The 21731-nt window shown below is 51.8% G+C and carries 21 protein-coding genes and 2 pseudogenes; 11 read left to right on the top strand and 12 right to left on the bottom strand.

The window, feature by feature from the left end:
• Window positions 1–113 precede the first annotated feature (113 nt).
• Entirely contained in the window at window positions 114–1226 is a 1113-nt protein-coding gene (locus tag RB297_RS25130; RefSeq protein ID WP_096776356.1) for a DUF3626 domain-containing protein, read from the bottom strand.
• A 214-nt stretch (window positions 1227–1440) separates the two neighbouring features.
• Here RB297_RS25130 and RB297_RS25125 point away from each other — a divergent pair, with 214 nt between their 5' ends.
• Window positions 1441–2202 carry an SDR family NAD(P)-dependent oxidoreductase gene (locus RB297_RS25125; RefSeq protein WP_304146351.1) on the top strand — a complete coding sequence of 254 codons (762 nt, stop codon included), beginning with the start codon at window positions 1441–1443 and terminating at the stop codon, window positions 2200–2202.
• Window positions 2180–2521 carry a YdeI/OmpD-associated family protein gene (locus RB297_RS25120; RefSeq protein ID WP_375121770.1) on the top strand — a complete coding sequence of 114 codons (342 nt, stop codon included), beginning with the start codon at window positions 2180–2182 and terminating at the stop codon, window positions 2519–2521. Before RB297_RS25125 ends, RB297_RS25120 begins: the two co-directional genes overlap by 23 nt.
• On the opposite strand, the gene RB297_RS25115 is transcribed toward RB297_RS25120, so the two are convergent.
• Window positions 2455–3186: an MORN repeat-containing protein gene (locus tag RB297_RS25115; protein WP_375121727.1), complete on the bottom strand. Its 732-nt coding sequence runs from the start codon at window positions 3184–3186 to the stop codon at window positions 2455–2457. The genes RB297_RS25120 and RB297_RS25115 overlap by 67 nt on opposite strands.
• 237 nt (window positions 3187–3423) lie before the next feature.
• Here RB297_RS25115 and RB297_RS25110 point away from each other — a divergent pair, with 237 nt between their 5' ends.
• Window positions 3424–4485: a suppressor of fused domain protein gene (locus tag RB297_RS25110; protein ID WP_375121726.1), complete on the top strand. Its 1062-nt coding sequence runs from the start codon at window positions 3424–3426 to the stop codon at window positions 4483–4485.
• A gap of 147 nt (window positions 4486–4632) precedes the next feature.
• Complete coding sequence (locus tag RB297_RS25105; protein ID WP_375121725.1) at window positions 4633–5616, top strand: diaminopimelate dehydrogenase; 984 nt, start codon at window positions 4633–4635, stop codon at window positions 5614–5616.
• 48 nt (window positions 5617–5664) lie between these two features.
• Here the strand turns inward: RB297_RS25105 and gdhA are convergent, their stop codons facing one another.
• Window positions 5665–7044, bottom strand: coding sequence for an NADP-specific glutamate dehydrogenase (gene gdhA / locus RB297_RS25100; protein WP_096776697.1), 1380 nt, complete (start codon window positions 7042–7044; stop codon window positions 5665–5667).
• A gap of 388 nt (window positions 7045–7432) precedes the next feature.
• Here gdhA and RB297_RS25095 point away from each other — a divergent pair, with 388 nt between their 5' ends.
• A complete protein-coding gene (locus RB297_RS25095) occupies window positions 7433–8320 on the top strand; it encodes a hypothetical protein (protein ID WP_375121724.1) in 888 nt (295 codons plus the stop codon).
• Window positions 8321–8411: 91 nt separating this feature from the next.
• Here RB297_RS25095 and RB297_RS25090 read toward each other — a convergent pair whose 3' ends face one another.
• Window positions 8412–9248 carry a YitT family protein gene (locus RB297_RS25090; protein WP_009595825.1) on the bottom strand — a complete coding sequence of 279 codons (837 nt, stop codon included), beginning with the start codon at window positions 9246–9248 and terminating at the stop codon, window positions 8412–8414.
• A gap of 322 nt (window positions 9249–9570) precedes the next feature.
• On the opposite strand from RB297_RS25090, the gene RB297_RS25085 reads away from it, so the two are divergent.
• From RB297_RS25085 to RB297_RS25075, 3 genes are all read left to right on the top strand, one after another.
• Window positions 9571–10335 (top strand): SDR family oxidoreductase, encoded by a 765-nt coding sequence (locus tag RB297_RS25085; RefSeq protein ID WP_375121723.1) that lies wholly within the window; start codon window positions 9571–9573, stop codon window positions 10333–10335.
• A gap of 134 nt (window positions 10336–10469) precedes the next feature.
• A complete protein-coding gene (locus RB297_RS25080) occupies window positions 10470–11006 on the top strand; it encodes an SMI1/KNR4 family protein (RefSeq protein ID WP_375121722.1) in 537 nt (178 codons plus the stop codon).
• A gap of 224 nt (window positions 11007–11230) precedes the next feature.
• Complete coding sequence (locus RB297_RS25075; RefSeq protein ID WP_375121721.1) at window positions 11231–12424, top strand: multidrug effflux MFS transporter; 1194 nt, start codon at window positions 11231–11233, stop codon at window positions 12422–12424.
• 90 nt (window positions 12425–12514) lie between these two features.
• Here RB297_RS25075 and RB297_RS25070 read toward each other — a convergent pair whose 3' ends face one another.
• From RB297_RS25070 to RB297_RS25045, 6 genes and pseudogenes are all read right to left on the bottom strand, one after another.
• A complete protein-coding gene (locus RB297_RS25070; RefSeq protein ID WP_096776347.1) occupies window positions 12515–13012 on the bottom strand; it encodes a DinB family protein in 498 nt (165 codons plus the stop codon).
• A gap of 128 nt (window positions 13013–13140) precedes the next feature.
• A pseudogene (locus tag RB297_RS25065) lies at window positions 13141–13548 on the bottom strand (IS5 family transposase); the annotation flags it as partial.
• A gap of 99 nt (window positions 13549–13647) precedes the next feature.
• A complete protein-coding gene (locus RB297_RS25060) occupies window positions 13648–14109 on the bottom strand; it encodes a hypothetical protein (RefSeq protein WP_375121720.1) in 462 nt (153 codons plus the stop codon).
• Window positions 14110–14161: 52 nt separating this feature from the next.
• Window positions 14162–14326, bottom strand: a complete 165-nt coding sequence (locus RB297_RS25055) for an SDR family NAD(P)-dependent oxidoreductase (RefSeq protein WP_192572566.1) — start codon at window positions 14324–14326, stop codon at window positions 14162–14164.
• Window positions 14327–14465: 139 nt separating this feature from the next.
• Complete coding sequence (locus tag RB297_RS25050) at window positions 14466–14576, bottom strand: helix-turn-helix domain-containing protein (RefSeq protein ID WP_375121769.1); 111 nt, start codon at window positions 14574–14576, stop codon at window positions 14466–14468.
• Window positions 14577–14785: 209 nt separating this feature from the next.
• A pseudogene (locus RB297_RS25045) lies at window positions 14786–14926 on the bottom strand (IS5/IS1182 family transposase); the annotation flags it as partial.
• A gap of 377 nt (window positions 14927–15303) precedes the next feature.
• On the opposite strand from RB297_RS25045, the gene RB297_RS25040 reads away from it, so the two are divergent.
• The 3 genes from RB297_RS25040 to RB297_RS25030 all read left to right on the top strand — a co-directional run bounded on the left by RB297_RS25040 (window position 15304) and on the right by RB297_RS25030 (window position 18020).
• Complete coding sequence (locus RB297_RS25040) at window positions 15304–16329, top strand: leucine-rich repeat domain-containing protein (RefSeq protein ID WP_375121719.1); 1026 nt, start codon at window positions 15304–15306, stop codon at window positions 16327–16329.
• Window positions 16330–17153: 824 nt separating this feature from the next.
• Entirely contained in the window at window positions 17154–17771 is a 618-nt protein-coding gene (locus RB297_RS25035) for a DUF2975 domain-containing protein (RefSeq protein WP_375121718.1), read from the top strand.
• Between the two features lie 18 nt (window positions 17772–17789).
• Window positions 17790–18020, top strand: coding sequence for a helix-turn-helix domain-containing protein (locus RB297_RS25030; RefSeq protein WP_375121717.1), 231 nt, complete (start codon window positions 17790–17792; stop codon window positions 18018–18020).
• An 84-nt stretch (window positions 18021–18104) separates the two neighbouring features.
• On the opposite strand, the gene RB297_RS25025 is transcribed toward RB297_RS25030, so the two are convergent.
• Together RB297_RS25025 and RB297_RS25020 are read right to left on the bottom strand one after the other, a co-directional pair.
• Complete coding sequence (locus RB297_RS25025) at window positions 18105–18941, bottom strand: sulfurtransferase (RefSeq protein WP_375121716.1); 837 nt, start codon at window positions 18939–18941, stop codon at window positions 18105–18107.
• Window positions 18942–19110: 169 nt separating this feature from the next.
• On the bottom strand, window positions 19111–21318 hold the full coding sequence (locus tag RB297_RS25020; RefSeq protein ID WP_375121715.1) for an acyltransferase family protein: 2208 nt from the start codon (window positions 21316–21318) through the stop codon (window positions 19111–19113).
• Between the last annotated feature and the right edge of the window lie 413 nt (window positions 21319–21731).

The following is a 21731-nucleotide window of genomic DNA, read 5'->3' as shown; positions in this document are numbered from 1 at the left end:
TAAGAAGTCATAGCAGGTAGGCCTAGCCGTTTCTGCACGGATTTCGCTAGCCATGCTATGTCCCCGTATCCGCGAGCTGAGATTCCGTTGGAAACGCAAGCTGCAAATGCCGCTCAGCGGTCTGCGGCATTCGGACTCGGATGTCCATATTTTACGAGCACATGCCACAGCTGTTTGAGATGCTGAAAAGTTTCTTCATAGGTTCCCCAATCGCTCCAAGAGCTTGGATCATCCTCCAGGTGAGCAGCCGCTTTGCCGATGATGGCCGCATCCAGGACGCCTTTCGAGCCTGCGTAGCTCTGGTCGATCCGCTTGGCGAGCGGCGGCATGGCGGGTCCCCGGAAGTTATTGGGGACATCCTGCACGGCAAGAGAGAACCCCGGATGCCAGGACAGGGCAAGATGATATTGCTCACACAGCGCGTGGAGCAGGCGGCCGATCGGGGTATGCTTGTAGGACGGATCGGCAACCAGGGCCTCCGCATCGCTGGATAAGTCGATGGGACCATGGATCTGTGCTTCAATATAATCGTCCAAGGAGCGGCCGACCGGTCCGGTGGAACCGGTATGCGATGAAGGAAGATGAATCAGCCGCTCCAGCATAGCTGGAATATTTACATTCGGAGAACCCAGGGCCGAGCCGGTGGATTCCACTTGCTGCAAGAGCGCAGCGAGAATCGAATCCCACTGACGTATGGTGCCTACAAACTCGGGACCTGCGTGACTGTCACCGAATGTAAAGGTGCTGCGCTTCAATATGCCCGGGGACAGCACCAGAAAACAAGAACCGAAGCGGGGAGACCCCCCGTCAGCATAATTCATGAGATTGAGTGCGCCGTACTTCGGCCGCTCGTCATGGCGAACGCCGGGCTGCTGGTAGGCTCCGCCAAACAGGAGCCGTTCCCATTGGTCGCGGTCGCCGCCCGGGTAGGCCGTACGGCTTCCGTTGGTCACGCTCGTGATGAACTGGTTATGATATACGCCTTCCGTCAGGAGAGATTCGATAACGGAGCGGCCTGTAGGCAGTATCCGATCCGGATGGAAATTCAACGTGACCCGGGCATGCTTTTCGATGAGCTTTAACTGTCGGCGCATCGTCACGGATTCTTTTCCATGTTTTCGTAAAATATGCTCTGTCATGGCCGAGGTGCTCTTCCGTGCGTTCGCCGCTAACGATTCGACATGAAGAATCGCTTGTTGCTGCGCTTCGGTTAACCGTTCGCTCATTTTCGGCTCCTCCATACCTTCATACTAAAATACAACGATACGATATTCCTCACTTCTATCCCTGAGGCGTAGATTCCTCTATGGATGCGGATTTCGTGTTTCAGGAGTGTTGGACAGCCTTTGCTCTCAGAACATCCGAAATGATTGCCCGAGGCCAAGACGTCATGCTTTAATGTAACTACACAAACGAATCCAAGGTGATGGAGGTTACCATATGCAGCCCAATTTCAGCATTCAGGATAAAATCGCAATCGTGACGGGTGCCAGCAAAGGCATCGGTTACGGACTAGCCCAAGCGCTCGCAGCGGCAGGAGCCAAGGTTGCCGTTATGGCACGTAGCAAAGCGTCGCTGGATCGATTGGTTGAGGAAATCTCCAGGGCGGGAGGCCAGGCCAAGGCCTATGAGCTGGATGTGCGCAATGTGGAGCAGATCCGATCCGTATTTGGACAGGTAGCCGAGGACTTTGGCCGGCTGGATATCGTGGTCAATAACGCGGGTTTGGGAGAGGGCATGCTCGCGGAAGACATCACGGAAGATTACTGGGACGAGATGATGGACGTTAATTTGAAGGGCGTATTTTTCTGCTGTCAGGCTGCCGGCCGCCTCATGCTGGAGCAGGGCTATGGAAAAATCATCAACGTCAGCTCGCAGGTCAGCGTTGTCGGGATTACCGAAGGCGCTGCCTATTGCGCCTCCAAGGGCGGCGTTAACCAGCTGACGAAGGTGCTGGCGCTGGAGTGGTCCAGCCGGGGCGTCAACATCAATGCGGTCGGTCCCACCTTTATCCATACGCCGGGAACGGCCGAAAGATTGGACTCCCCCGAGTTCCGGGACGGCGTATTGGCACGGATCCCGGCAGGCCGGATCGGCACCATAGGCGATGTGGCCGGCGCCGTTATCTATTTGGCATCGCCGGCATCCGACCTCGTTACGGGCACCTTGCTGCTTGTGGATGGCGGCTGGACGGCACAATAGGGATGACGGAATAGGCCTGAGTGAGCAGAATCCGGCGGCCCGACAATTTTTTGATCGTTTGCCCTACAGCGACCAGCGCCGCTTGGCGCTGTCGATTGAAGGGGCCAAGACGATGGAGACGCGTCAGCGGCGAATCGATAAATCGGTCACGCTTCTGAACGGGGGACGTGCGCAGAAAGACGGTGAATTCCTTCCGGTCAAATCAAAGAACCCGGTTCTGCCTTGGCAATACCGGGTTCTTTTTATGGCGGGTTATTTTAACGGAACCTGCTTGGACAATGCTTCGAATCGCTGCAGATGCGGAGCCATCTTGGCTTGAATGCTCTTGAAGTATCGGAGCGCGGCGTCGTTCTGACGCTGCTCGGCCGCCGAATTGGCCGGGAAGATCGAGTAACGATGGTTGACGGAACCATTCTTGTATTGAGCGCTGAACATCGTTCCGCTCGCCCAGTTTTTCTTCATGTTCTTATTGGTGCCCATAATCACGAGCAGTTCCTTGCCCTTCTTGTAGGTAAAGCTGTAGTCGGGATCGGCCACGGCATGAATGACATCGTATCCGCTTTGGAAGACGCCTGCCTTGAATATCCCTTTCTGGATCTGGTTCCATCGGACGGACCCGTCCGGCAATGTCACCTTATGGGTCAGGATGCCTTCGCCATCCATTTTGTCATGGTTCCAGCGGCCGCTGTACACCACCTTATGCGTTTCGCCGTCCAATTGGTATTCGTTAATGTATTTACCGCTCCCGGCACGCTTCCCGTCCATGAAATCGCCGGAATATTGTTTGCCGTTGCCCCACTTGATGGTGCCGCGTCCGTTAGGCTGGCCGTTAGCCGCTTCGCCGTAATAGGACGTCCGTTCGGAAATTTGTATCCATTCCTTGGCGGAGGCCGCGTCGGCAGATGCCGGCTGCAGGGCCAGAGAAGAGACTGTAAGCGAAGCGGTGAGCGTTAAGGTTACTGATAATGCCGTTCGTTTTTTCATGAACATGTAGGCTCCTTTGTTGATATGGTACTATTATACACTTCTCTGGAAACTTCTTCATTCCCCTATATGTCCTATATAATGAAGTGAAGGAGGATGATGGGCTATCGTCCTGAAGCTGCCTTGCTTGTATTATCGGTAATTGTTGAATGCGCCGCCTAATGGAAGGGGATATGATTTAACGGGGGCGGATAGGGTGAAGTTTAGGATGGAAACGATAACGGGAGGGAACAGGATATGACACATGAAGATAACGCACCCGGCTGGGACGCGATTGACGAGGCGCTGCTGAAGCTGTATGGAGAGCAGGAGCCGAAGCATTACGGAGCGCTGATTCCGTATGCGCTTGGAGGACCCGATCCGCTGAATGGAATCAGCGCTTATGCCTCGGATACGCCAATGCCGCATTGGCATATGGTTACCTATGGTTTTAGCGAGCTGTATGATAAAGAATCGGATCATCTGGAGGAGAGCGGTTACGGATTCGAATTGACGTTGAGGCTGGCTAAGCCGGAGGATGAGGAAGAGCCGCCGGCATGGGCGCTAAATCTGCTTCAGAATATGGGGAGATACGTGTTTAATAGCGGGAATATTTTTCGCTCGGGCGATTATTTGGATGCCAATGGACCGATCTGCCTGGGTGCCGATACGCAGCTGACCGCACTCGCCTTTGTCGAGGATCCCGAGCTGCCGGCCATGGATACACCGAATGGGCGGGTCGAATTCCTGCAGATGATCGGCATTACCCGGGAAGAGCTTGAGGCGATGCAGACCTGGAATACGCTTGGCGTGCTGCAAGCCTGTGCAGAACATATGCCGCTTTACATAACGGATTTGAATCGGGATTCGTTTCTTAAGTTACCTTCGATCTCGGAAACCGTGGATAGAGGAATGAAGGAGGAAGGCTCGAACACCGGATTTCTCTATGTGAGCCAGCTGGCTTTTGAACCGGGAAAAAAGGGCTGGTTAAGCAAAACCCCGGCTGCGGTCCAAATCGGCGCCAAGCAGGCGGGCATCATCGGCAAGCTGCTGCAGGGGCGAATTCTGAAGGAGAAGAGCTTGAGCCTTGTAGGTCCGGAGGTTCGGGTCGTATTTGAGCCGGGGAACGAGAGCCGCTGGACCGCGGAGGATGGAGATGTTACGTTGATCCTGGACGATCGGACGGCGGGTGAATTCTCAAGCCGTTTGGTTCCGCAGGTCAGCACTTTCGAGCTTTCCGGTTTACCTGGAATCCGAATTGACATCGTGAAGACGGAAATCAAGGATCAGGAAGGAAACATTGTTCAAGTTATCGGGTAGCAGGTGAAAATATGAATGACGCAGCTAGAAACAATTTCCTCTTCATATAAAATAGTTTACAATTAGTGTGATGTCTATATACTTATACTTTAAAGCAGTACATAAACATCATGTCAAAGCAAATGGACTGACAAAGGGAGGATAACATTGAACGCAACTATTAAAGTAGGTATCGTAGGTTATGGAAACTTGGGCAAGGGCGTGCAGAAAGCTATCGGGCAAAATCCGGATTTGGAGCTGGTAGCCATCTTCACGCGCAGAGACCCGCAGCAAATGCCGGCCAATTCCGGTGCGTGTTTCGAGCATATTTCAGTGGCAGAGCAATATATCGGGAAGATTGACGTGATGATTCTGTGCGGCGGTTCGGCTACCGATTTGCCGGAGCAAACGCCACAGCTTGCCAGCATGTTCAATACGGTAGACAGCTTTGACACGCACGCTAAAATTCCTGAGTTTTTCCAGGAGGTTAACAAAGCGGCGATGGGCGGCGGCCATATCAGCGTCATCTCGACAGGCTGGGATCCGGGCTTGTTCTCCATGAACCGTCTGCTTGCCGAAGCGATTTTGCCGGAAGGTAAAGATTATACGTTCTGGGGCAAAGGCGTAAGCCAAGGTCACTCCGATGCGATCCGTCGCGTACCCGGAGTGAAAGCAGGCGTTCAATACACGGTTCCTGTAGAAGAGGTTATTAACCAGATCCGTTCCGGCGAGACACCGGAGCTTGCCACTCGCGAGAAGCACCGGAGAGATTGTTTCGTCGTTGCGGAAGAGGGCGCGGACCAAGAGCAAATCCGTCAGACGATTGTGTCGATGCCGAACTATTTCTCCGATTACGATACAACCGTTACCTTCATTACGCAGGAAGAGCTTGAGGCTGAGCATGCCGGAATGCCACACGGCGGATTTGTCATCCGCAGCGGGGTTACCGGAAACGGAAGCAAGCAAATTGTTGAATTTGGCCTGAAGCTGGACAGCAACCCTGAATTTACGGCAAGCGTGCTCGTGTCTTATGCAAGAGCTGCGCATCGCTTGAGCAGAGAGGGACAGCAGGGCGCCAAAACGGTGTTTGACATTCCGCTCGGGTACCTGTCGCCAAAATCGGCCGAACAGCTCCGCAGCGAGCTCCTATAAGCTGTAAAAAGCCCTGCCGCATATGCGGCAGGGCTTTTTTTGTGTAATTTATACGATTCCTTGCGCGATCATGGCATCGGCCACTTTGATAAAGCCTGCGATGTTGGCACCGGCCACAAGATTGCCGGCTACGCCATACTCTTCGGCAGCATCTACCGCACTGTTGTAAATGTTCTTCATGATTTGATGGAGCTTCGCATCCACCTCTTCAAACGTCCATGACATTCTCATGCTGTTTTGGCTCATCTCGAGAGCCGATACGGCAACTCCGCCTGCATTGGCGGCTTTAGCCGGTCCAAACAATACGCCCTTGCTGATGAACAGCTCAATCGCCTCCAACGTGGAAGGCATGTTCGCGCCTTCGCCGATGGCCTTCACTCCATTCGAGATGAGGGTTTTGGCAGCGTCGGCGTCGAGCTCATTCTGCGTGGCGCAAGGGAGTGCGATATCGCATGGAAGCGACCAGATTCCCGTGCAGCCTTCGGTGTATACGGCATGCGGATGAATCTTCACGTATTCGCTGATCCGCAGACGATCCCGCTCCTTGAGGAGCTTGACGGTTTCAAGGTTAATTCCTTCCGGATCATACAGATATCCGTTAGAGTCGCTGCAAGCGATGACGTGCGCACCGAGCTGCTGTGCCTTTTCGATGGCGTAGATGGAGACGTTGCCCGAACCGGACACCACGACGCGGCTGTCCTGGAAGCTGAGGCCCTTCGCAGCCAGCATCTCCTGTACGAAGTAGACGCAGCCGTAACCGGTTGCTTCCGTACGTGCCAGGCTTCCTCCATAAATGACGCCTTTGCCTGTCAGCACGCCGGCCTCATGTCCTCCGCGGATGCGTTTGTATTGGCCGAACATATAACCGATCTCGCGAGCGCCCACGCCGATATCGCCGGCAGGCACATCGGAATCAGGTCCGATATGACGGTACAGCTCGGTCATGAAGCTCTGGGTAAAACGCATGACTTCCTGATCGGATTTGCCTTTCGGATCGAAGTCCGAACCGCCTTTGCCGCCGCCGATGGGCTGGCCGGTGAGCGAGTTTTTGAAGATTTGCTCAAAACCGAGGAACTTGACGATGCCGGCATAAACCGACGGATGGAACCGGATGCCGCCTTTGTACGGGCCCAGTGCGCTGTTAAACTGAACGCGGAATCCGCGGTTGACTTGCGTTTTGCCTTGATCATCCACCCAAGGTACGCGGAAGGTGACCATGCGCTCCGGCTCGACAAGGCGCTCCAGAATGCCATGTTCACGATATTTCGGGTGCTGGGCTAACACTGGGACGAGGGAATCCACAAATTCCCGGACGGCTTGGTGAAACTCGGACTCATGCGGATCGCGGGCTACAACTTGGTTATAGATGGATTCCACATATTCTTGCGCGGCAGTAAGGGGTGAAGTTACAGAAATATTCGTAGTCACTTTTGCGATGCACTCCTTCAAATCGTTAAAGTAGAATTGCGAGAAAAATCGTTGGTGTTTCAGAAAAGGGACGCCCGTCTTGAACCATTTGTACAAAACCATTAAAAGTTTGCACTCAGCATTTTTAAGTTAAAAAGAATTTTATAGAATCTTGCCTCGTATTACCAATAAAATGTTTTTTGCAAACTCATTAAATATTTCTATGAACCTGTCATTAGGTGTAAGTTAATCAGCCATTATCCCGTGTTTTATGTAGCGAAAATGCAAAAAAACATCCGATTTTGTCATGGAAAAATACAAATAAAAGGAACTTTGACATCAACTTTTTCGGCCATTTTTTCGTCTGAGGTTATGGAAGAGTTGGAATCTTATTACAGGAGCTGAAGGCATGAAAAAGATATGGGCAGCGCTGTTCATGACAGCCATTTGTACCTTGACCGCATGCGCCGATTCGGAGAATGGGAAAGTCGAACCCCCGCCCGTTTCGAGCGTGGAGCCGGCCCCTGACGTAAAGGAGGACCAACCCTTGGTGATCCGGAATGTGGCTGCCTTACAGGAAGGGACCTTTGCATTTTCCGACGAAACGGGGCATAGGCTGCTCGTTAATCCGGATGCCGCGATCCAGGATGAAGAAGCCTCGCTGATTGCCATCGGCCAGGGCGGCGAGCCGCTTCCGGTCCAATATGCGGGTGAGCAGCAAGCGACGGAAGAAGATAACGGCAGGCAAACTTCGCAGAATTTCAGCCATCAGGCCGGGCAGCTGTACGAGGTGACGGAGGGGACGGCCGCCCCGAATGCAACGTACTTCATCATACCAAAGCGCCATGTTCCGGAAGAGGCGCTGTTGACCATCCAGCCGGCCAAGCCGGAGCAGGCGGATGGACAAGTGCTGCAGGAGATCAAGAACAGCAAGGGGAGAGCGGTAGAGCAGGCATGGCCGCTTATTCAGCTTCCGGAGGAAGAGTCCCTCTATCTGGTGCAGTTCGTCAGAGACGGTGACGATATGCTGGCCAGCTTGGCGCTGAAACGCGAGAGCGGCTGGCTGTATTACGATTATCCGGCGAAGTACGATCCGAGCTCGACGTGGAGAGTGGATGACCAAGGAGAGGTGCGTCCGGACATGTTCTCCTTTCTGTTTGCGGCAGAATCGGAGCTTGGTCTTGTGCTTGGCGTGCAGTGGATGGGCGCGGAAGGTGAGAATGTTTCGCTTCTGTCCGTATCGGACGATGCGATTACGGATCTCGGGCTGGAATATGGAAGATATATGTCCCCCTGATCCTTCGATGGAGCCGAGTTATTACGAAAAAAGATCGAAACCCGCCTCAGCGATGGTTTCGATCTTTTTTTATCTAACGATAAGTCCGGCTTTACTTCGAAATATCAATAAATCCTTCCCCGAACACGTCACGTACGTCGTGGATGGTGACAAAGGCGTTTTTATCCTCGGCACGGACGATTTTTTTGAGCATGGAAACTTCTTGTTTGCTGATGACGATGTATAGCACGTCTTTGGTCTGACCGGTGTAATATCCGTACCCCCGGAGCACGGTCACCCCGCGGTCCATAATCTCCGTCACCCGGATGGCAATGCGGTCATGATGTGTCGAGATGATGGTAACGGCTTTTTTGGGATTCAAGCCCTCAATGATGAATTCCATTGCCTTGGTGCCGATGTAGAGGATGACCACGGTGAACATCACCTTCTCGATCCCGATTACGAAGACGGACAGTCCGGCCACGATCAGGTCAAAGAACAGCAGGGCATAACTGATATTCCAATCCCAATATTTATTGGCCAGACGAGCCAGTATCACCGTGCCTGCCGTCGTTCCGCCCACCCGGACGATGAGTCCGATCCCGACGCCGGCGAACAGTCCGGCGAAAATGGCGTTGATCACCGGCTCATCCGACGCGATGCGCCAGTTCTCCGTCAAGTGCAGGAACAGGGAATGAAAGGCAACGGCGATGATGGTGTAAACCGTCGTTTTTTTATCCAGCAGCTTGTAGCCGATCATCAGCAATATCCCGTTAATCACAATGCCGACCAGCGCCGGCGACCATTTCAGCACATAAAACAGGATGATCGATATCCCGGTTACGCCGCCTTCGCCAAAATCGTTGGGAATGACGAATAAATTGACCGCCAGCGCAAAAATAAATGCCCCGATGAGCAGCATGATCATATCAAACGCTCTTTTTTTCATACGATATACCTCCATGACTTTCAACAAGCTCACAAAAAAAGCGATTAAAGGAAAAACTCATCCTTTAATCGCTTTATGCAAACATAGGTTGCGCAGCTCTTTTGATATACTCATTATAATAATCTTCACATGGAATGTAAATGATTTTTAATTTTCATAAGCTTGCAGGTCGGCGCTAATGCCTGCATTCCAGCCCCCCTATCAAGGAGGGGCTTTTTTATGATGTTTGAAATCGAGCGGAGACGGGAATAGGAGCGCAACATTTCAAAATGGGGGCTGTGATAAAACTGAAAGTGAAAGAAGAAGAGGAGATGATGAGAACATGAAAACATGGAATGGAACAACGGCTTTGGTTACGGGCTCCAGCCGGGGCATCGGACGTGCCATCGCGAACCGATTGGCGAAGGAAGGAGCCATGGTCGCCGTTCACTACGGCAAGAATAGGGCGGCTGCGGAAGAGGTCGTCCGCGAGATTGCACAGGCCGGAGGGGAGGCTTTTGCGGTTGGGGCGGACCTCCGCTCCTTGGAGGGGGTAAATGCCCTGTTCGAGTCGCTGGATGAGGCGTTGAACGACCGGACGGGCAGCACGCATATGGACATCCTGGTTAACAACGCAGGGATCGGCTTGGTGGAGACCATCGAGGAAACCACGGAGCAGAGCTTTGACGAAGTGATGCATCTTAACGTGAAAACGCCGTTCTTCCTGATACAGCAAGCTCTTCCCCGCCTTCGGGACAATGGGCGCATCATCAATTTATCGTCTGCGGTCACCCGGATTTCCCTGCCCAATATTCCGGCGTACACGATGACGAAGGGAGCCATTAATGCGCTGACGCTCTCCTTGTCGAGCCAGCTGGCATCCCGCGGAATCACGATCAATGCGATACTGCCCGGATTCGTAGCTACCGACATGAATGCCGGAATGCTGCAGGATCCTGACTCGTATCGGTTCGGGGCCGACTATTCGATGTTCGGAAGGTGGGGGGAGCCGGGGGATATCGCGGATATCGCGGCGTTTCTGGCTTCGCCGGACAGCCGCTGGATCACCGGTCAGTGCATCGATGCCAGCGGAGGAACCCATCTGTGACCGCCGCCGTTGCCGCAAATCCATGAACATAGAAAGCACCTGATTCCCGCGGCATGATTCCTTTTTCCAGTATTTCCTTTATAATGTTTGGAGAAGTTGCGAGGAAGGAAGTACAGGGACGGAGGCAGGCGAAGATGTGGAATATCGATTTTGAGCACGCGTACGACATACGCGCGGGTGCCGCCGAAGAACAAATTGCCCGTTTTGTTATGGAGTGGAATGCAGGGCTTTCCGTGCAGGAGATGGATGAAATCAAGGGGAGGCAAGTGAATCCTTTTCATAAAAGCTCCCCCTTCTACGATCAATATGTTCCGCTGGATCCTGCAGGCTGGAAGCTGCCTCGGCGAAACTTTCCCGCAAGCTATTTGGATTTATTGAAGTATTCCAACGGCGGGGAATTTCAACAGGGAGCACGTCTTTTCCAGTTCTTTAACACGGATGACCTGAGGGAGATGAACCTGGCCTACGAGCTGCCGGAGTATATGCCTGGTGCGGTGTCGTTTGCGATGGATGGAAGCGGAAACCATTATATGTTCGATATGAGGGAAGCGCCGACAAACGGCGAATATGCGATTTTGTTCGCGCATTCCGGCAACCTGGGGTATGAAGACTGCGAGCGTGTTGCGTATTCTTTGCCTGCGTTATGCACGGAGACTTGGGAGCTGTATTGAGCGTATCATGAGAGCTGGCAGGGGATCGTATAGCCTTGGAGCAAGAGCCCACGCGTGACGCGTGGGCTCTTGCATTTAGCGTTCGGCCGACGACGTATCGGATCTCGTACAGGTGAACTTTCAATGCTTTCATTTACTAGACTAACCAAATGCAAACCCCCGATCCCGTAATTCCTTTGCCGGCAAACTAGAGATTTTCTGAAACGATAAGGGGGAGTTTGGCTGTGCAAAGAAAAATCTCAAAACCGTCGCTGCTGTTGATTATTGTTCTTGTGGGTTTCCCGCAAATAAGCGAAACGATATATACGCCTTCCTTACCGGATATCGCTCATCATTTAGGGGCGAGCAATAATGCGATCCAGCTTACGCTCAGCATTTACTTTCTGGGCTTTGCCTTTGGCGTGTATTGCTGGGGGAGGCTGTCCGATTCCATCGGACGGCGCCCCGCGATGCTGTGGGGCATCCTGGTTTATGGGTTGGGCAGCCTGGGCTGCTATCTGTCCGGTTCGGCCGAATGGTTATTGGTCAGCCGGTTCATACAGGCTTTTGGTGCCAGCACGGGCTCTGTCGTCACGCAAACGATTTTGCGCGAGACCGTAGTTGGAGCCAAACGCCATGCGGTGTTTGCCCAGATTTCGGCGGCGCTGGCGTTTACTCCTGCGATAGGGCCGCTGATTGGCGGATGGGTAGATCAATCGCTCGGCTTCCGAGCGGTTTTCTTCACGCTGGTAATATTGAGCGCAGCCGTATTGACCTACACCTGGATCTCCCTGCCCGAGACCAGAGTACAGGCCGCCTCGAGGATTAACACGTTCTCGGTGGTCAAGCGTCTGCTCTTCGATCGCAGGGTATGGGGATTCGGTTTTCTTATTGGAGCGACCAACGGCATTTTGTTCAGTTATTATGCGGAAGCGCCCTTTATTTTTATTGAATTTTTTCAGATGAGACCTGCCACGTTCGGCTTCTTCGGAATTTTTGTGGCGATGTCCTCGATTTTCGGCGCGCTGCTGTCGAAAAGGCTGCTGACCATGCTCAAGGCAGAGCGCATTATCTTGCTCGGCACGTTCATTACGTCGGTGGGGGCCCTTTGCTTCACGGGTTTTGCCCTTAGCGGGATCAAAGCCACCGTGATGGATTTGGTGTTAATGGTATCCTGTATTTTTATTATTCTGCTCGGCATCGGAATGGCCATTCCCAACTGCCTCAGCCTGGCGCTGATCCATTACGGAGACGTGCTTGGGACGGCAGGGGCCATCTTCGGATTGGGTTATTACGTTGTCGTCAGCCTGATAACGAGCGGCATGAGCTTTCTTCACGACGGCTCGTTAGTCGCCATGCCTTTGTATTTTCTTGGGCTGGCCGCGGTCATGGTCTTCGTGAGCGGAATGCTCGCCCGTCAAGCACGAAGCAGCTCATAGAAAAGCATTAGACTAAACAAGTCGCAGAGTGCCGGCGGTTATGCCGGTGCCCTGCGACTGTTTGACGTTGTCCGATCGGGAAGTTTTAGTTCATTGCGCTGCCTCGTCGGCAGATGGACCGTAGATGCCCGGCACCGGAATATCGAGAAGCCGCAGATATACCCCTAACTGAGCCCGATGATGAACCATGTGGCTGAAGCCGAAGGTGCGGAGCGCAATCGCCCGCGGCGCGCGGAGGATGATATGGTCGCCGTGGCGCAGCGTCCATTCCTCGGCGAGCGTTTTCTCGTCGCATTTGGCGAGCAGCTGCTCCAACTTGCCCACGTTCGCGTCGAATTCCTCCAGAACGTCGGCGCGTTTTTCCAAAGCCTCCCGTCGCAGCGGCACACTCGAAAGATCGAACTCCGGATACTGAAAAATCGCGATTTGCCAGTTGAGCAGGTTAATCAGGTGCGTGGCCAACCCGCCGAGCGTCATCGATTTCTCGTGCGGCTTCCACGACATATGCTCTTCGGGCAAGCGTTCCAGAACGCGGCGCGTATGAGCCAGCTCCTGCGCTGCATCGCCGATGATCAGTTGTTTTACCATAATAATCCTCCCCCCTCATATGGATTAGCATACTATATTTTCCGGTTGGGAGGAAAGCTCTCTTTGACGCTTACTTTCTAGGGCGTGTATGCAAACCTAAGCGAGCCAAACCATAATGGATGCCAGCGTTAAAAAGCCCTGAATGAGCTTGCTAACTTATCAAAGCGAGTCGCCAACCGACGATAATGTTTAACTTTATTGAAGAAACATTCAATGATATGCCGCTCCTTGTAAGTTTCTTTATCCCATTTCCTTGGTTTGCGGCGACTTTTCTTACTGGGTATCACAGGTGCGGCGGATTGCTGCTCTATTAGCTGAAGAATTTGATTGGTGTCGTACGCTTGATCAGCTAACACCTGTTTTTTCGTTAGATCCATTTGCTTTAACATTTCATAGCCGGTTACCGAATCGTGGCATTGGCCTCCTGTTAACTTAAAGCGCAAAGGATTACCTAGCGCATCCACCACGGCGTGAATTTTGGTGGTTAGTCCGCCACGGGAACGCCCTATTGCTTGCTTGAGGCCCCCCTTTTTGCTCCCGCTGCATGTTGGTGAACACGGATGCTCGTCGCGTTAATCATAACGCTTTCCCAATCAGGTTCAGTAGAGACATGCTCTAAGATAAATGATGTTAATTTAGTCTTCACCTTCAATATAATCAATTAATGAATTTAAGGATTTATAATTTTCTTTTGGTGAAAGAACATAAAAAAATCCTGAATCTTCTTCTTTAAAAAAGGCCCCCCCTCCTCCGAAATTTAGTGCTATATAGGATCCATCTATTTTTTTTATGCGTACTTCTCTGTAAAAGTCCGCCGGTGGAGAATCATCGGGATCCATTGCATGATTGTGGTTTAAAATATTCATTATTTTATTAATATTACTTTCCTCATGTGTTTCTCCGGCAATATCATCTGAATCCAACATGTGCGTTGTCACACTTACAACTTCATTGGCTGATATACTGAAAGCAGGTATTTCTGATTGGCTTACTTCTTGACGATATTCAACCACATTCTGGTTGGATGAAGATTTACAAGACACCAGAATAATTAACAATAGTACAATTAAAATGATGAAACCTCCAAGCCATTTCATTCCTTTTCCTCTCTCATTTTTATCGATTTTCATTCTATAATAAATAACGCCATTAACTTCCCAAATGTTGCAATCTACGCTCAACAACGATGTGATACTCAGCGATAAAAGATTGAATAGTTTGACGCGTTGCCAGAACGACAAGACAGTCTCGTACCGCCAGTTCTTTGGCATACGCTTTACCGATTCCGCATGAAGCACCGGTGACTACAGCCAGCTTGTTTCTATATGCCTACTTGTTAAAGATACAAATCCTCCTTTAAGAAATGTAAAGGCTCGTGAAACGCCATTATCGAACGTAAGTATTCCGATATCAAGCTCGATACCCCGAGCAAGCCTTTCCAATTGATTCTTTTTTATTTTACAAGCTTCATTCGAATGGTAGTGACCACTTCCTGTGTGCGGTCCTGCGCCCCAAGTTTTTGTATGATATGGTGGATGTGCGTTTTTGTTGTGCCTTCAGAAATGCATAAAATCGCAGATATTTCGTGGTTTTCTTTCCGTAAGCAAGCAGCTGCAATACTTCCGTTTCACGCTCCGTCAAGACGCCAAGCAGCCGTTCTTTTCCGGACGAATCTGGCTCCTCCATGCCCGAAGTCAACATTTGGTCTAGAGCGCGTTTGGCCGTGCTGCTATTGAACAGGGTTGCCCACCGATGCATGGCCCGAGTCCCTACCGGGATAAGGCAAATCAGATGTGGCTCATCCACCACGGCGTGAATTTTGGTGGTTAGTCCGCCACGGGAACGCCCTATTGCTTGCTTGAGGCCCCCCTTTTTGCTTCCGCTGCATGTTGGTGAACACGGACGATCGTCGCGTCAAATCATGACGCTTTCCAATCAGGTTCCGTGGAGACATGCTCTAAGATTTTGTCCCAAATGCCGGCGATTTTCCAACGGCGAAATCGGCTGTAAACACTTGACCAGGTCCTTAATCTTTTCCCATTGGTCATCACGTATTTCATATCGTCTCATCATACTTATTATTTACCCAAATTATGGCGTCACAGTTTGCATACACGCCCTAATAGAGTTTTTAGAATTGCATAGAAGCTGTCCTCTTCGCCGACACGAAGATGGACGGCTTCTTCTCTTCTGTTGAAGTGGAGGATTTGCCCATATTTTGGTACTATATTAACTAGATTTAGGGCGGAGTGGAGGCTCCCGGATCAGTTCAAAGAATGGAGGCGAACGAAATGAGCGAGCCGTGGGCTGCATCGATGAGCGGTGCTCCCTGGAGCACGGACAAAATGCATAGTGCCGTTAAACAGCTGAGAAGCCGTGCAACCATCGGTTTTGTTGTCGGGGCAGACGATGCGGAAGATCTGCTGAAGCTGGACGAGCAGGTGTTTTCCAAGCGTCCGGACTTGATACTGCATATTTATCATGCAGAAGCGAACGGAAGATATACCGATGAATTTCTGAAGACGCTCGCGGGATTGAAGTTTGTTGCTGCTTTGCATCTGGATCTGAAACAGAGGCAGGATTTAACCAGGTTGGGTGCGATGGATCGAATGGAATTTCTAAAGTTACGCTCGCCCAAAACGCAAAGCATCGATTTTATCCGGAGCTACAAGTTTCTAAAATACCTGGAACTCAGCGGTAAATTCGATGATCTAGCGCCGATTGCCGACTGCATTCGCCTGGATGCGCTGGTCCTGAACTGCTCCATCGATCAACTGGATTTTGTCGTGGATTTACCCTTGATGAAGTATTTGGCCCTAGACAGCTGTACATTGAACGGTTCGCTTAATGTGTTGGCCGATTCGAATGTAAGCATGCTGAGGTTGTCCTCCGTCCGCAACCTGGTGCATATTGATGACCTGGCGGCATTGGATCATCTGGCCTTTCTGCACTTGTCGCTGCCGAAAGTCGAGCGCTTGTGCGATTTCTCGCATATGCGTAATCTTCGGCAGCTTGAACTGGATTATATGAAATCCTTGCAGGAGATCGGGAATCTGTGGACCGCGGACCGGTTGGAGGTTCTAGTGCTGAAGGAGATTTCTACAAGGATCAAGGCGGAAGCCTTGGGCGGCTTAACAACAATGGAGTGCCTGCGCCAGATCGACTTCCGGTTTATCGATTCCGGCAAGGGCCGAGTTGCTGCTCTCCGCAAGCGAATGGCGGAAGCGGGCAAAGAGTCTCTTCTCTACGAGAATATCCCTGAGGAGAACCGGATACGCTCGATGGCTCTTGAGCATCTGTCAGGAATTCTGATGTAGGAAAGAATGCAGATGAACAACAAAATAATGAAAAGCCCGCTACCATAGCGGGCTTTTCCCGATTTCAACCTAGCGATTCCGTCCCGGTCGCCACGGTTCTCCTCATAGCTGATCCAATCGCTCCAGCTTGCGATCATGGCAGAAAGTGCCTACACAACAGGCCATGCGAGTTACGTAGGGGCATTGGTCCCAGAGCCGGTCTTGGACCCAATCAGCCACATTGCTACGAGTGGTCTCCCTTTTGTAACCTCGGCAGAATACACCGCAAAGAGAGAGGACCTTCATGCAGCGTCAGTCACATTAGCTATCCAAACAAGATTATGTCGGGGAATACACCGTATAAGCTATACCTGACCCGACAGACATATCGCGACCAACAGCATCAACCTCTTGATATACACAGCATCACATCCACAATGTCCACATCTGCCCATGTACCTCCGGGCACTCTTCAGTTCCTCGCCAGCAAGCACCTCAGAAGACCATAAATAAGGATAAAAGCGAGATCAGCACTGCCATGGGTGTGACACGGGTACACAGTATCACGCCACATCTAGCAGTGTATGTAGGTGAGCGCAGGAATCTATGCCTCAAGGTTAGTTTCATTGGGACATGCTGTCCACTTGAACCCACTGTACCGGTAATTGCTTCGGTCATTCGATCTTCCACTTTGTCTAAGAAGTTTGGCGCTATGCGATCCGTGCACGCCTTACCATCATAAAGCAGCTTATTTTGAATTTAATGTTTATCATTAAATAGTTATTGTTTTTCATAAATGAATCATTTAGTATATATTGTAAGTTCACATGAAAAGGAGATTGCGCATGAACGGAATTGAATTCAAAGCCAAACCTGGCTTCAAAAGAATGCACACTGCGCTTAAGATCGGATACTGGGGAGGAATCGGGCTGCTCATTGCATACGTCTGTTTCAATCTATGGCTCGGATTGAAGCCCCAGGAGATGTTCTACGCAGAGAAGGGAATCGCGCACTGGTTCTTTTCAGTACCGTTATCGGATACGGTGACGAAGAGCGTCATGGTGCCTTTCACTTATTTTCAACCGATCAATCCCGACATGTTCGATGCCAAGAACGCTTATCTGGTCGTCAGCTTGACCAATGCCACACTTGTCTTCTGTGCCTACATCTACTCGATCGGCCAGATTCGCTATATAATAGGAAGCATACTTAGCGGAAACAGCCCGTTTAGTCTGGCGAATGCCGCCCGTCTGAAAAGGCTGGGAATCATCGTTATCCTGTATTCATTGCTTGCGAAGCTCGTTCTCAATATTCTGATCTGCCTGTTCGTTACTCGCATCTTCTCAATCAATCTGGGCGGTATCTCTTTAATCGGAATTATCATCGGCATACTAGTGCTGTTCGTCTCCGAGATTTTCAAGTACGGTGCTCTTCTGCAGGAAGAGCATGATTCGACTTTATGAGAATGGAGACTGATGATAGTGCCGATTATTATACGTCTGGACCGAGTTCTGGCCGACAAAAAAATGAAATTGAATGACCTGGCCGACAAGGTAGGGATCTCGAACGTCAATCTGTCCAATCTGAAAACGGGGAAAGTGAAGGCGATCCGGTTCTCTACCTTGGAAGCGATCTGCGAAATTCTAGACTGTCAGCCGGGAGACATTCTGGAATTTGTTCCGGCCGAGAGCAACAGCTGTGAAATTGATTGAAGGTGCCTATACTCCCTTCAATTGTTTTTTTGGCAAGCTTAGCCCCAACAAAAAGAACCCGTGCAGAGCGCGGGTTCTTGCAGGTTATTCTTCCCCCGTCGCCACCGGGTTCTCCTCATAACTGATCCAATCGCTCCAGCTGCCCGCGTACAGCTTTACGTTGCCGTACCCGGCTTCCTCCAGGGCTAGCACGTTCGGACAAGCGGTGACGCCGGAGCCGCAGTATACGATGATCTCGGCATCTTGCGGGATGTCCGAGAAATGCTCGCGGATCGCTTCCGCATCCTTCCAATGTCCGGAATCATCCAGGACGCCTTTCCAGAAATAGTTCACAGCACCCGGAATATGCCCGGCTTTGGTGTCCATGGGCTCCTCCAATCCGGCGTATCTGCGCGGCTCGCGGGAATCGATGAGCGTTTTGCTTCCCTGCTGCGAAGCCTTGCGTACTTCATCGACGCGGACCAGTTTATCCGGCTTAAGGTTGATGCCATATGTAACCGGAATGACGACCGGCTGTTCGTCCGTTACCGGATACGAAGCGTTCTTCCAAGCCGTAAACCCTTCATCCAATACATAAGCTTGCTCGTGGCCGGTATATTTCAGCAGCCACCATAGTCGGCTGGCCATGGCTCCGCCCTGGTCGTCGTAGATCACGACGCGGCTGCTGCTTTGAATGCCGGACTGGCCAAGACGTTGTGCAAGGCGATCCAGGTCGGGCAGGGGATGGCGACCGCCATGCTCGGTAATGGGGGAGGAGAGGTCCTTCTCCAGGTCGAGGTAAACCGCCCGCGGAATATGCGATTCCTCGTATGTGGCTCGGCCGCTTTCCGGTTTGCCGAGGGCAAAACGGCAGTCGACGATGACCAGATCCGGTTCATAGAGTCTAGCCAGCAGCCATTTCATTGTCACGATATTGTTCATATGCCAGGACACCGCCTTCTATTAAGAAATGATGAGATTAAGTAACCGAATTATATCATATTGCTGCTCGCGAATACGTATATAACTAAAAAGTCGACCTGTCTCATCAAATGATGAGATCAGGCCGACGATATGAGAATGAATGATGGCAAGAATCAGGACAATCCGTTTATTTCTTGATGGCTTGAAGCAGCATGGATGTGTAGGCCTCGGCACCTTCCGGCTCCAGATGGACGCCGTCGGACCGGAAGTATTCCGGATGATCCTTACTGGCTGAATACCAATCCACCAGCGTAACTTTCGGGTTCCGTTCGGCTGCTTTGGCGAGCATGCCGTTAACGTTCTGTTCCCAATCGCGCGGAACGCGCGTATTGATAAGCAGAATCTGTTTGGCCGAATTCAGAGGGCCCAGCAGAGAATCGAGATCCTTTTGCGAGAAGGCCCCGTTGGTTCCGAGCCCGATGATGACAATGCCGCCGTCAATCCGATTTTGGGATTTCAGGGCCGGAATCAGGTCATCGGCTTGGCGCATTTGGCGGCCAATCACCGCATCAATGTGAATGCCGGGCAGCGATTTTTCGAGATAAGGGGAGACCCCGAGCATAACCGAATCCCCGATGGCCGTGATGGCGGACTTGGTTACCGGTGGCTGCTCCGGCTTCGTCGTCGGCTTGGCAGGATCGTTCTTGCCGCCGGGAGTTCCGCTTGCCGGGTCCTTGGATGGATCCGGCTTATCGACCTGATCCCCATTCGGCTCGCCAGTCTTATCGTCATCCGGTTGATCCGGAATCGGTTTTCCGGAGTCGGCTTTATCCATAGGATCGCTTTCTCCGCCGGTTTGCTTGTCTTGGACGTCTTGGTTGTTCTCTGCCGCTGGGTCCGGCACTTCGTTCTCATCAGCACCGGCGTCGTTATTTCCAGAGTCCGTCGCTCCATCCGAAAGCGGAGCCTTAGCCCCTTCATCCCTAGAATTCGGCTCCTTCACCGTATCCGGTTGTTTCGATGGCTCTACGGCAGGAGGCGCTGCGTTGTCTCCGTTCGTGCCGACCGGTTGCGGCGGTTCGGCCGTAGCAGACTCGGTGCTTGGAGGCTGAGCCGCTTCCTCCGGAGCAGGGTCATCGATGTTCAGCATGGCAGCGATATCGCCCACCGTTCTTGCAGAGGACACGCTGCTCATCATCCCCGAACAGAATATGCCGATCAGCATAAGAGAGCTCAGGGACACGATCCAGCCTCTTAACGAAATCGAAGCTGGGCGGCGGCGAAGCGAGCGGGCTTTAAGCCATAATTTTTTAAGCCCGCCATGCCGTATCGGTTCTTCGACATACTTCCAGGATAGCGCGGCCAGCAGAACGCTTGCGGTGATTTGCAGCGCAGTCTGAAGCAAACTGAGATCGCTAGCGCCGGAATCAGGCGAGGTCAGGATCATGACCGGGTAATGCCATAAGTAGATGCCATAGGAACGAACGCCGATCCACAGCAGCGGCTTCCAGCTTAACAAGCGGCTGATGGAAGCCGCAGGGTGGGCCAGCACCGCTATGAGCACGGCAGCAGCCAAGGAAAAGAGGAACATGCCTCCTTGATACAGGAATGCGTCGTAACGGTCCACCTGCCACATCATGTAGAGAATGATAAGCATTGCCGCGGCACCCGTCATGTTGAGTTTATAGCGGATGCCTCTTGAAGCGCGGGAGGACAGTTTCCAGCTGGGCCATACGATGGCCAGCCCCGCTCCGATCAGCAGGCCGAACGCCCGGGTATCCGTACCGTAGTAAACCCGGCTCGGATCGTCGCCCGGCTGATAGATCACGGCCATGAGGAGCGCGGAAATCGCGGCACCGGCGGCAATGAACGCAAAGAGCTGCCCTCGGCGGGGAAACAGCTTGAGCGCCGCCAGCATGATAACCGGCCACAGCAGGTAGAACTGTTCTTCCACTGCTAGCGACCAGAAATGCCCCAGCGGAGAAGGCGGGCCAAACGATTCAAAATAGGATTGCTGCTGAAAAATAAACTGCCAGTTGCTTATGTACGTAACCGCTCCAAGCACTTCGCTTCGAAGCGTAGCCAATCTTGACCGGTCGAACAGCGTTACCCATACCACAAGGATGAACAGCATGAGCAGCATCGCCGGCAGGAGACGCCGGAATCTCCGTATCCAAAAATCCTTGAGATCAATCCGTCTATGATGATGCCATTGCGAAGCCAAAATATCCGTAATGAGGTAACCGGACAATACGAAGAATAAACTTACCCCGAGAAACCCGCCGCCTGCAAAGCCAAAATTCCAGTGGTATCCCATCACACCGATCAATGCGAGGGCCCGCAGTCCGTCAAGACCGGGCATGTAACGTGAGTGGGGTTTATCGGATATCGGCACGGAAGATCACTCCTCTCGAGGGATCTGCGCTCATGCCGCCCTGTAACAGCCGCTGCGATAATATGTAGGACATATTCTCAAACGTCTGGGTGCTGGATAGTCGATGTGTCATTTGGAACATGGTAAACCTTCCCTTTCCTTTATAGGAGGATATTTCATATGCAGGAGACCTTATCGAATCCTGTAATATCCTGCAACAAGATGTCATAGTTAATACTACCATCCTTGGAAAAACAGAAGGTGACAAAAAAATGAACCTACGGCTACATTGTGATGTCAATAATAAGACAGATTTTTCATTTGAAATGACAAGCCGTTATGCTTGACATATCCATTATTCGGCAACGGGCTGTTAGCCGTATCGCAGGAGGCCATAAGAAAGAGGAGGTCCCTGCCTCCTCCAGTGTCCAGGT

It is taken from the genome of Paenibacillus sp. CR_12 (assembly GCF_041953985.1).
Classification (GTDB): domain Bacteria; phylum Bacillota; class Bacilli; order Paenibacillales; family Paenibacillaceae; genus Paenibacillus_AQ; species Paenibacillus_AQ lautus_A.
The sequence above is the reverse complement of the archived record's forward strand: the minus strand, read 5'-3'. Positions and strand labels throughout refer to the sequence as shown.

What these genes read in the sequence shown, in the direction of transcription:
- RB297_RS25130 (WP_096776356.1), bottom strand. Translation starts at nt 1,226, where the DNA reads ATGAGCGAACGGTTAACCGAAGCGCAGCAACAAGCGATTCTTCATGTC.
- RB297_RS25125 (WP_304146351.1), top strand. Translation starts at nt 1,441, where the DNA reads ATGCAGCCCAATTTCAGCATTCAGGATAAAATCGCAATCGTGACGGGT.
- RB297_RS25120 (WP_375121770.1), top strand. Translation starts at nt 2,180, where the DNA reads ATGGCGGCTGGACGGCACAATAGGGATGACGGAATAGGCCTGAGTGAG.
- RB297_RS25115 (WP_375121727.1), bottom strand. Translation starts at nt 3,186, where the DNA reads ATGAAAAAACGAACGGCATTATCAGTAACCTTAACGCTCACCGCTTCG.
- RB297_RS25110 (WP_375121726.1), top strand. Translation starts at nt 3,424, where the DNA reads ATGACACATGAAGATAACGCACCCGGCTGGGACGCGATTGACGAGGCG.
- RB297_RS25095 (WP_375121724.1), top strand. Translation starts at nt 7,433, where the DNA reads ATGAAAAAGATATGGGCAGCGCTGTTCATGACAGCCATTTGTACCTTG.
- RB297_RS25090 (WP_009595825.1), bottom strand. Translation starts at nt 9,248, where the DNA reads ATGAAAAAAAGAGCGTTTGATATGATCATGCTGCTCATCGGGGCATTT.
- RB297_RS25085 (WP_375121723.1), top strand. Translation starts at nt 9,571, where the DNA reads ATGAAAACATGGAATGGAACAACGGCTTTGGTTACGGGCTCCAGCCGG.
- RB297_RS25080 (WP_375121722.1), top strand. Translation starts at nt 10,470, where the DNA reads ATGTGGAATATCGATTTTGAGCACGCGTACGACATACGCGCGGGTGCC.
- RB297_RS25070 (WP_096776347.1), bottom strand. Translation starts at nt 13,012, where the DNA reads ATGGTAAAACAACTGATCATCGGCGATGCAGCGCAGGAGCTGGCTCAT.
- RB297_RS25060 (WP_375121720.1), bottom strand. Translation starts at nt 14,109, where the DNA reads ATGAAATGGCTTGGAGGTTTCATCATTTTAATTGTACTATTGTTAATT.
- RB297_RS25040 (WP_375121719.1), top strand. Translation starts at nt 15,304, where the DNA reads ATGAGCGAGCCGTGGGCTGCATCGATGAGCGGTGCTCCCTGGAGCACG.
- RB297_RS25035 (WP_375121718.1), top strand. Translation starts at nt 17,154, where the DNA reads ATGAACGGAATTGAATTCAAAGCCAAACCTGGCTTCAAAAGAATGCAC.
- RB297_RS25025 (WP_375121716.1), bottom strand. Translation starts at nt 18,941, where the DNA reads ATGAACAATATCGTGACAATGAAATGGCTGCTGGCTAGACTCTATGAA.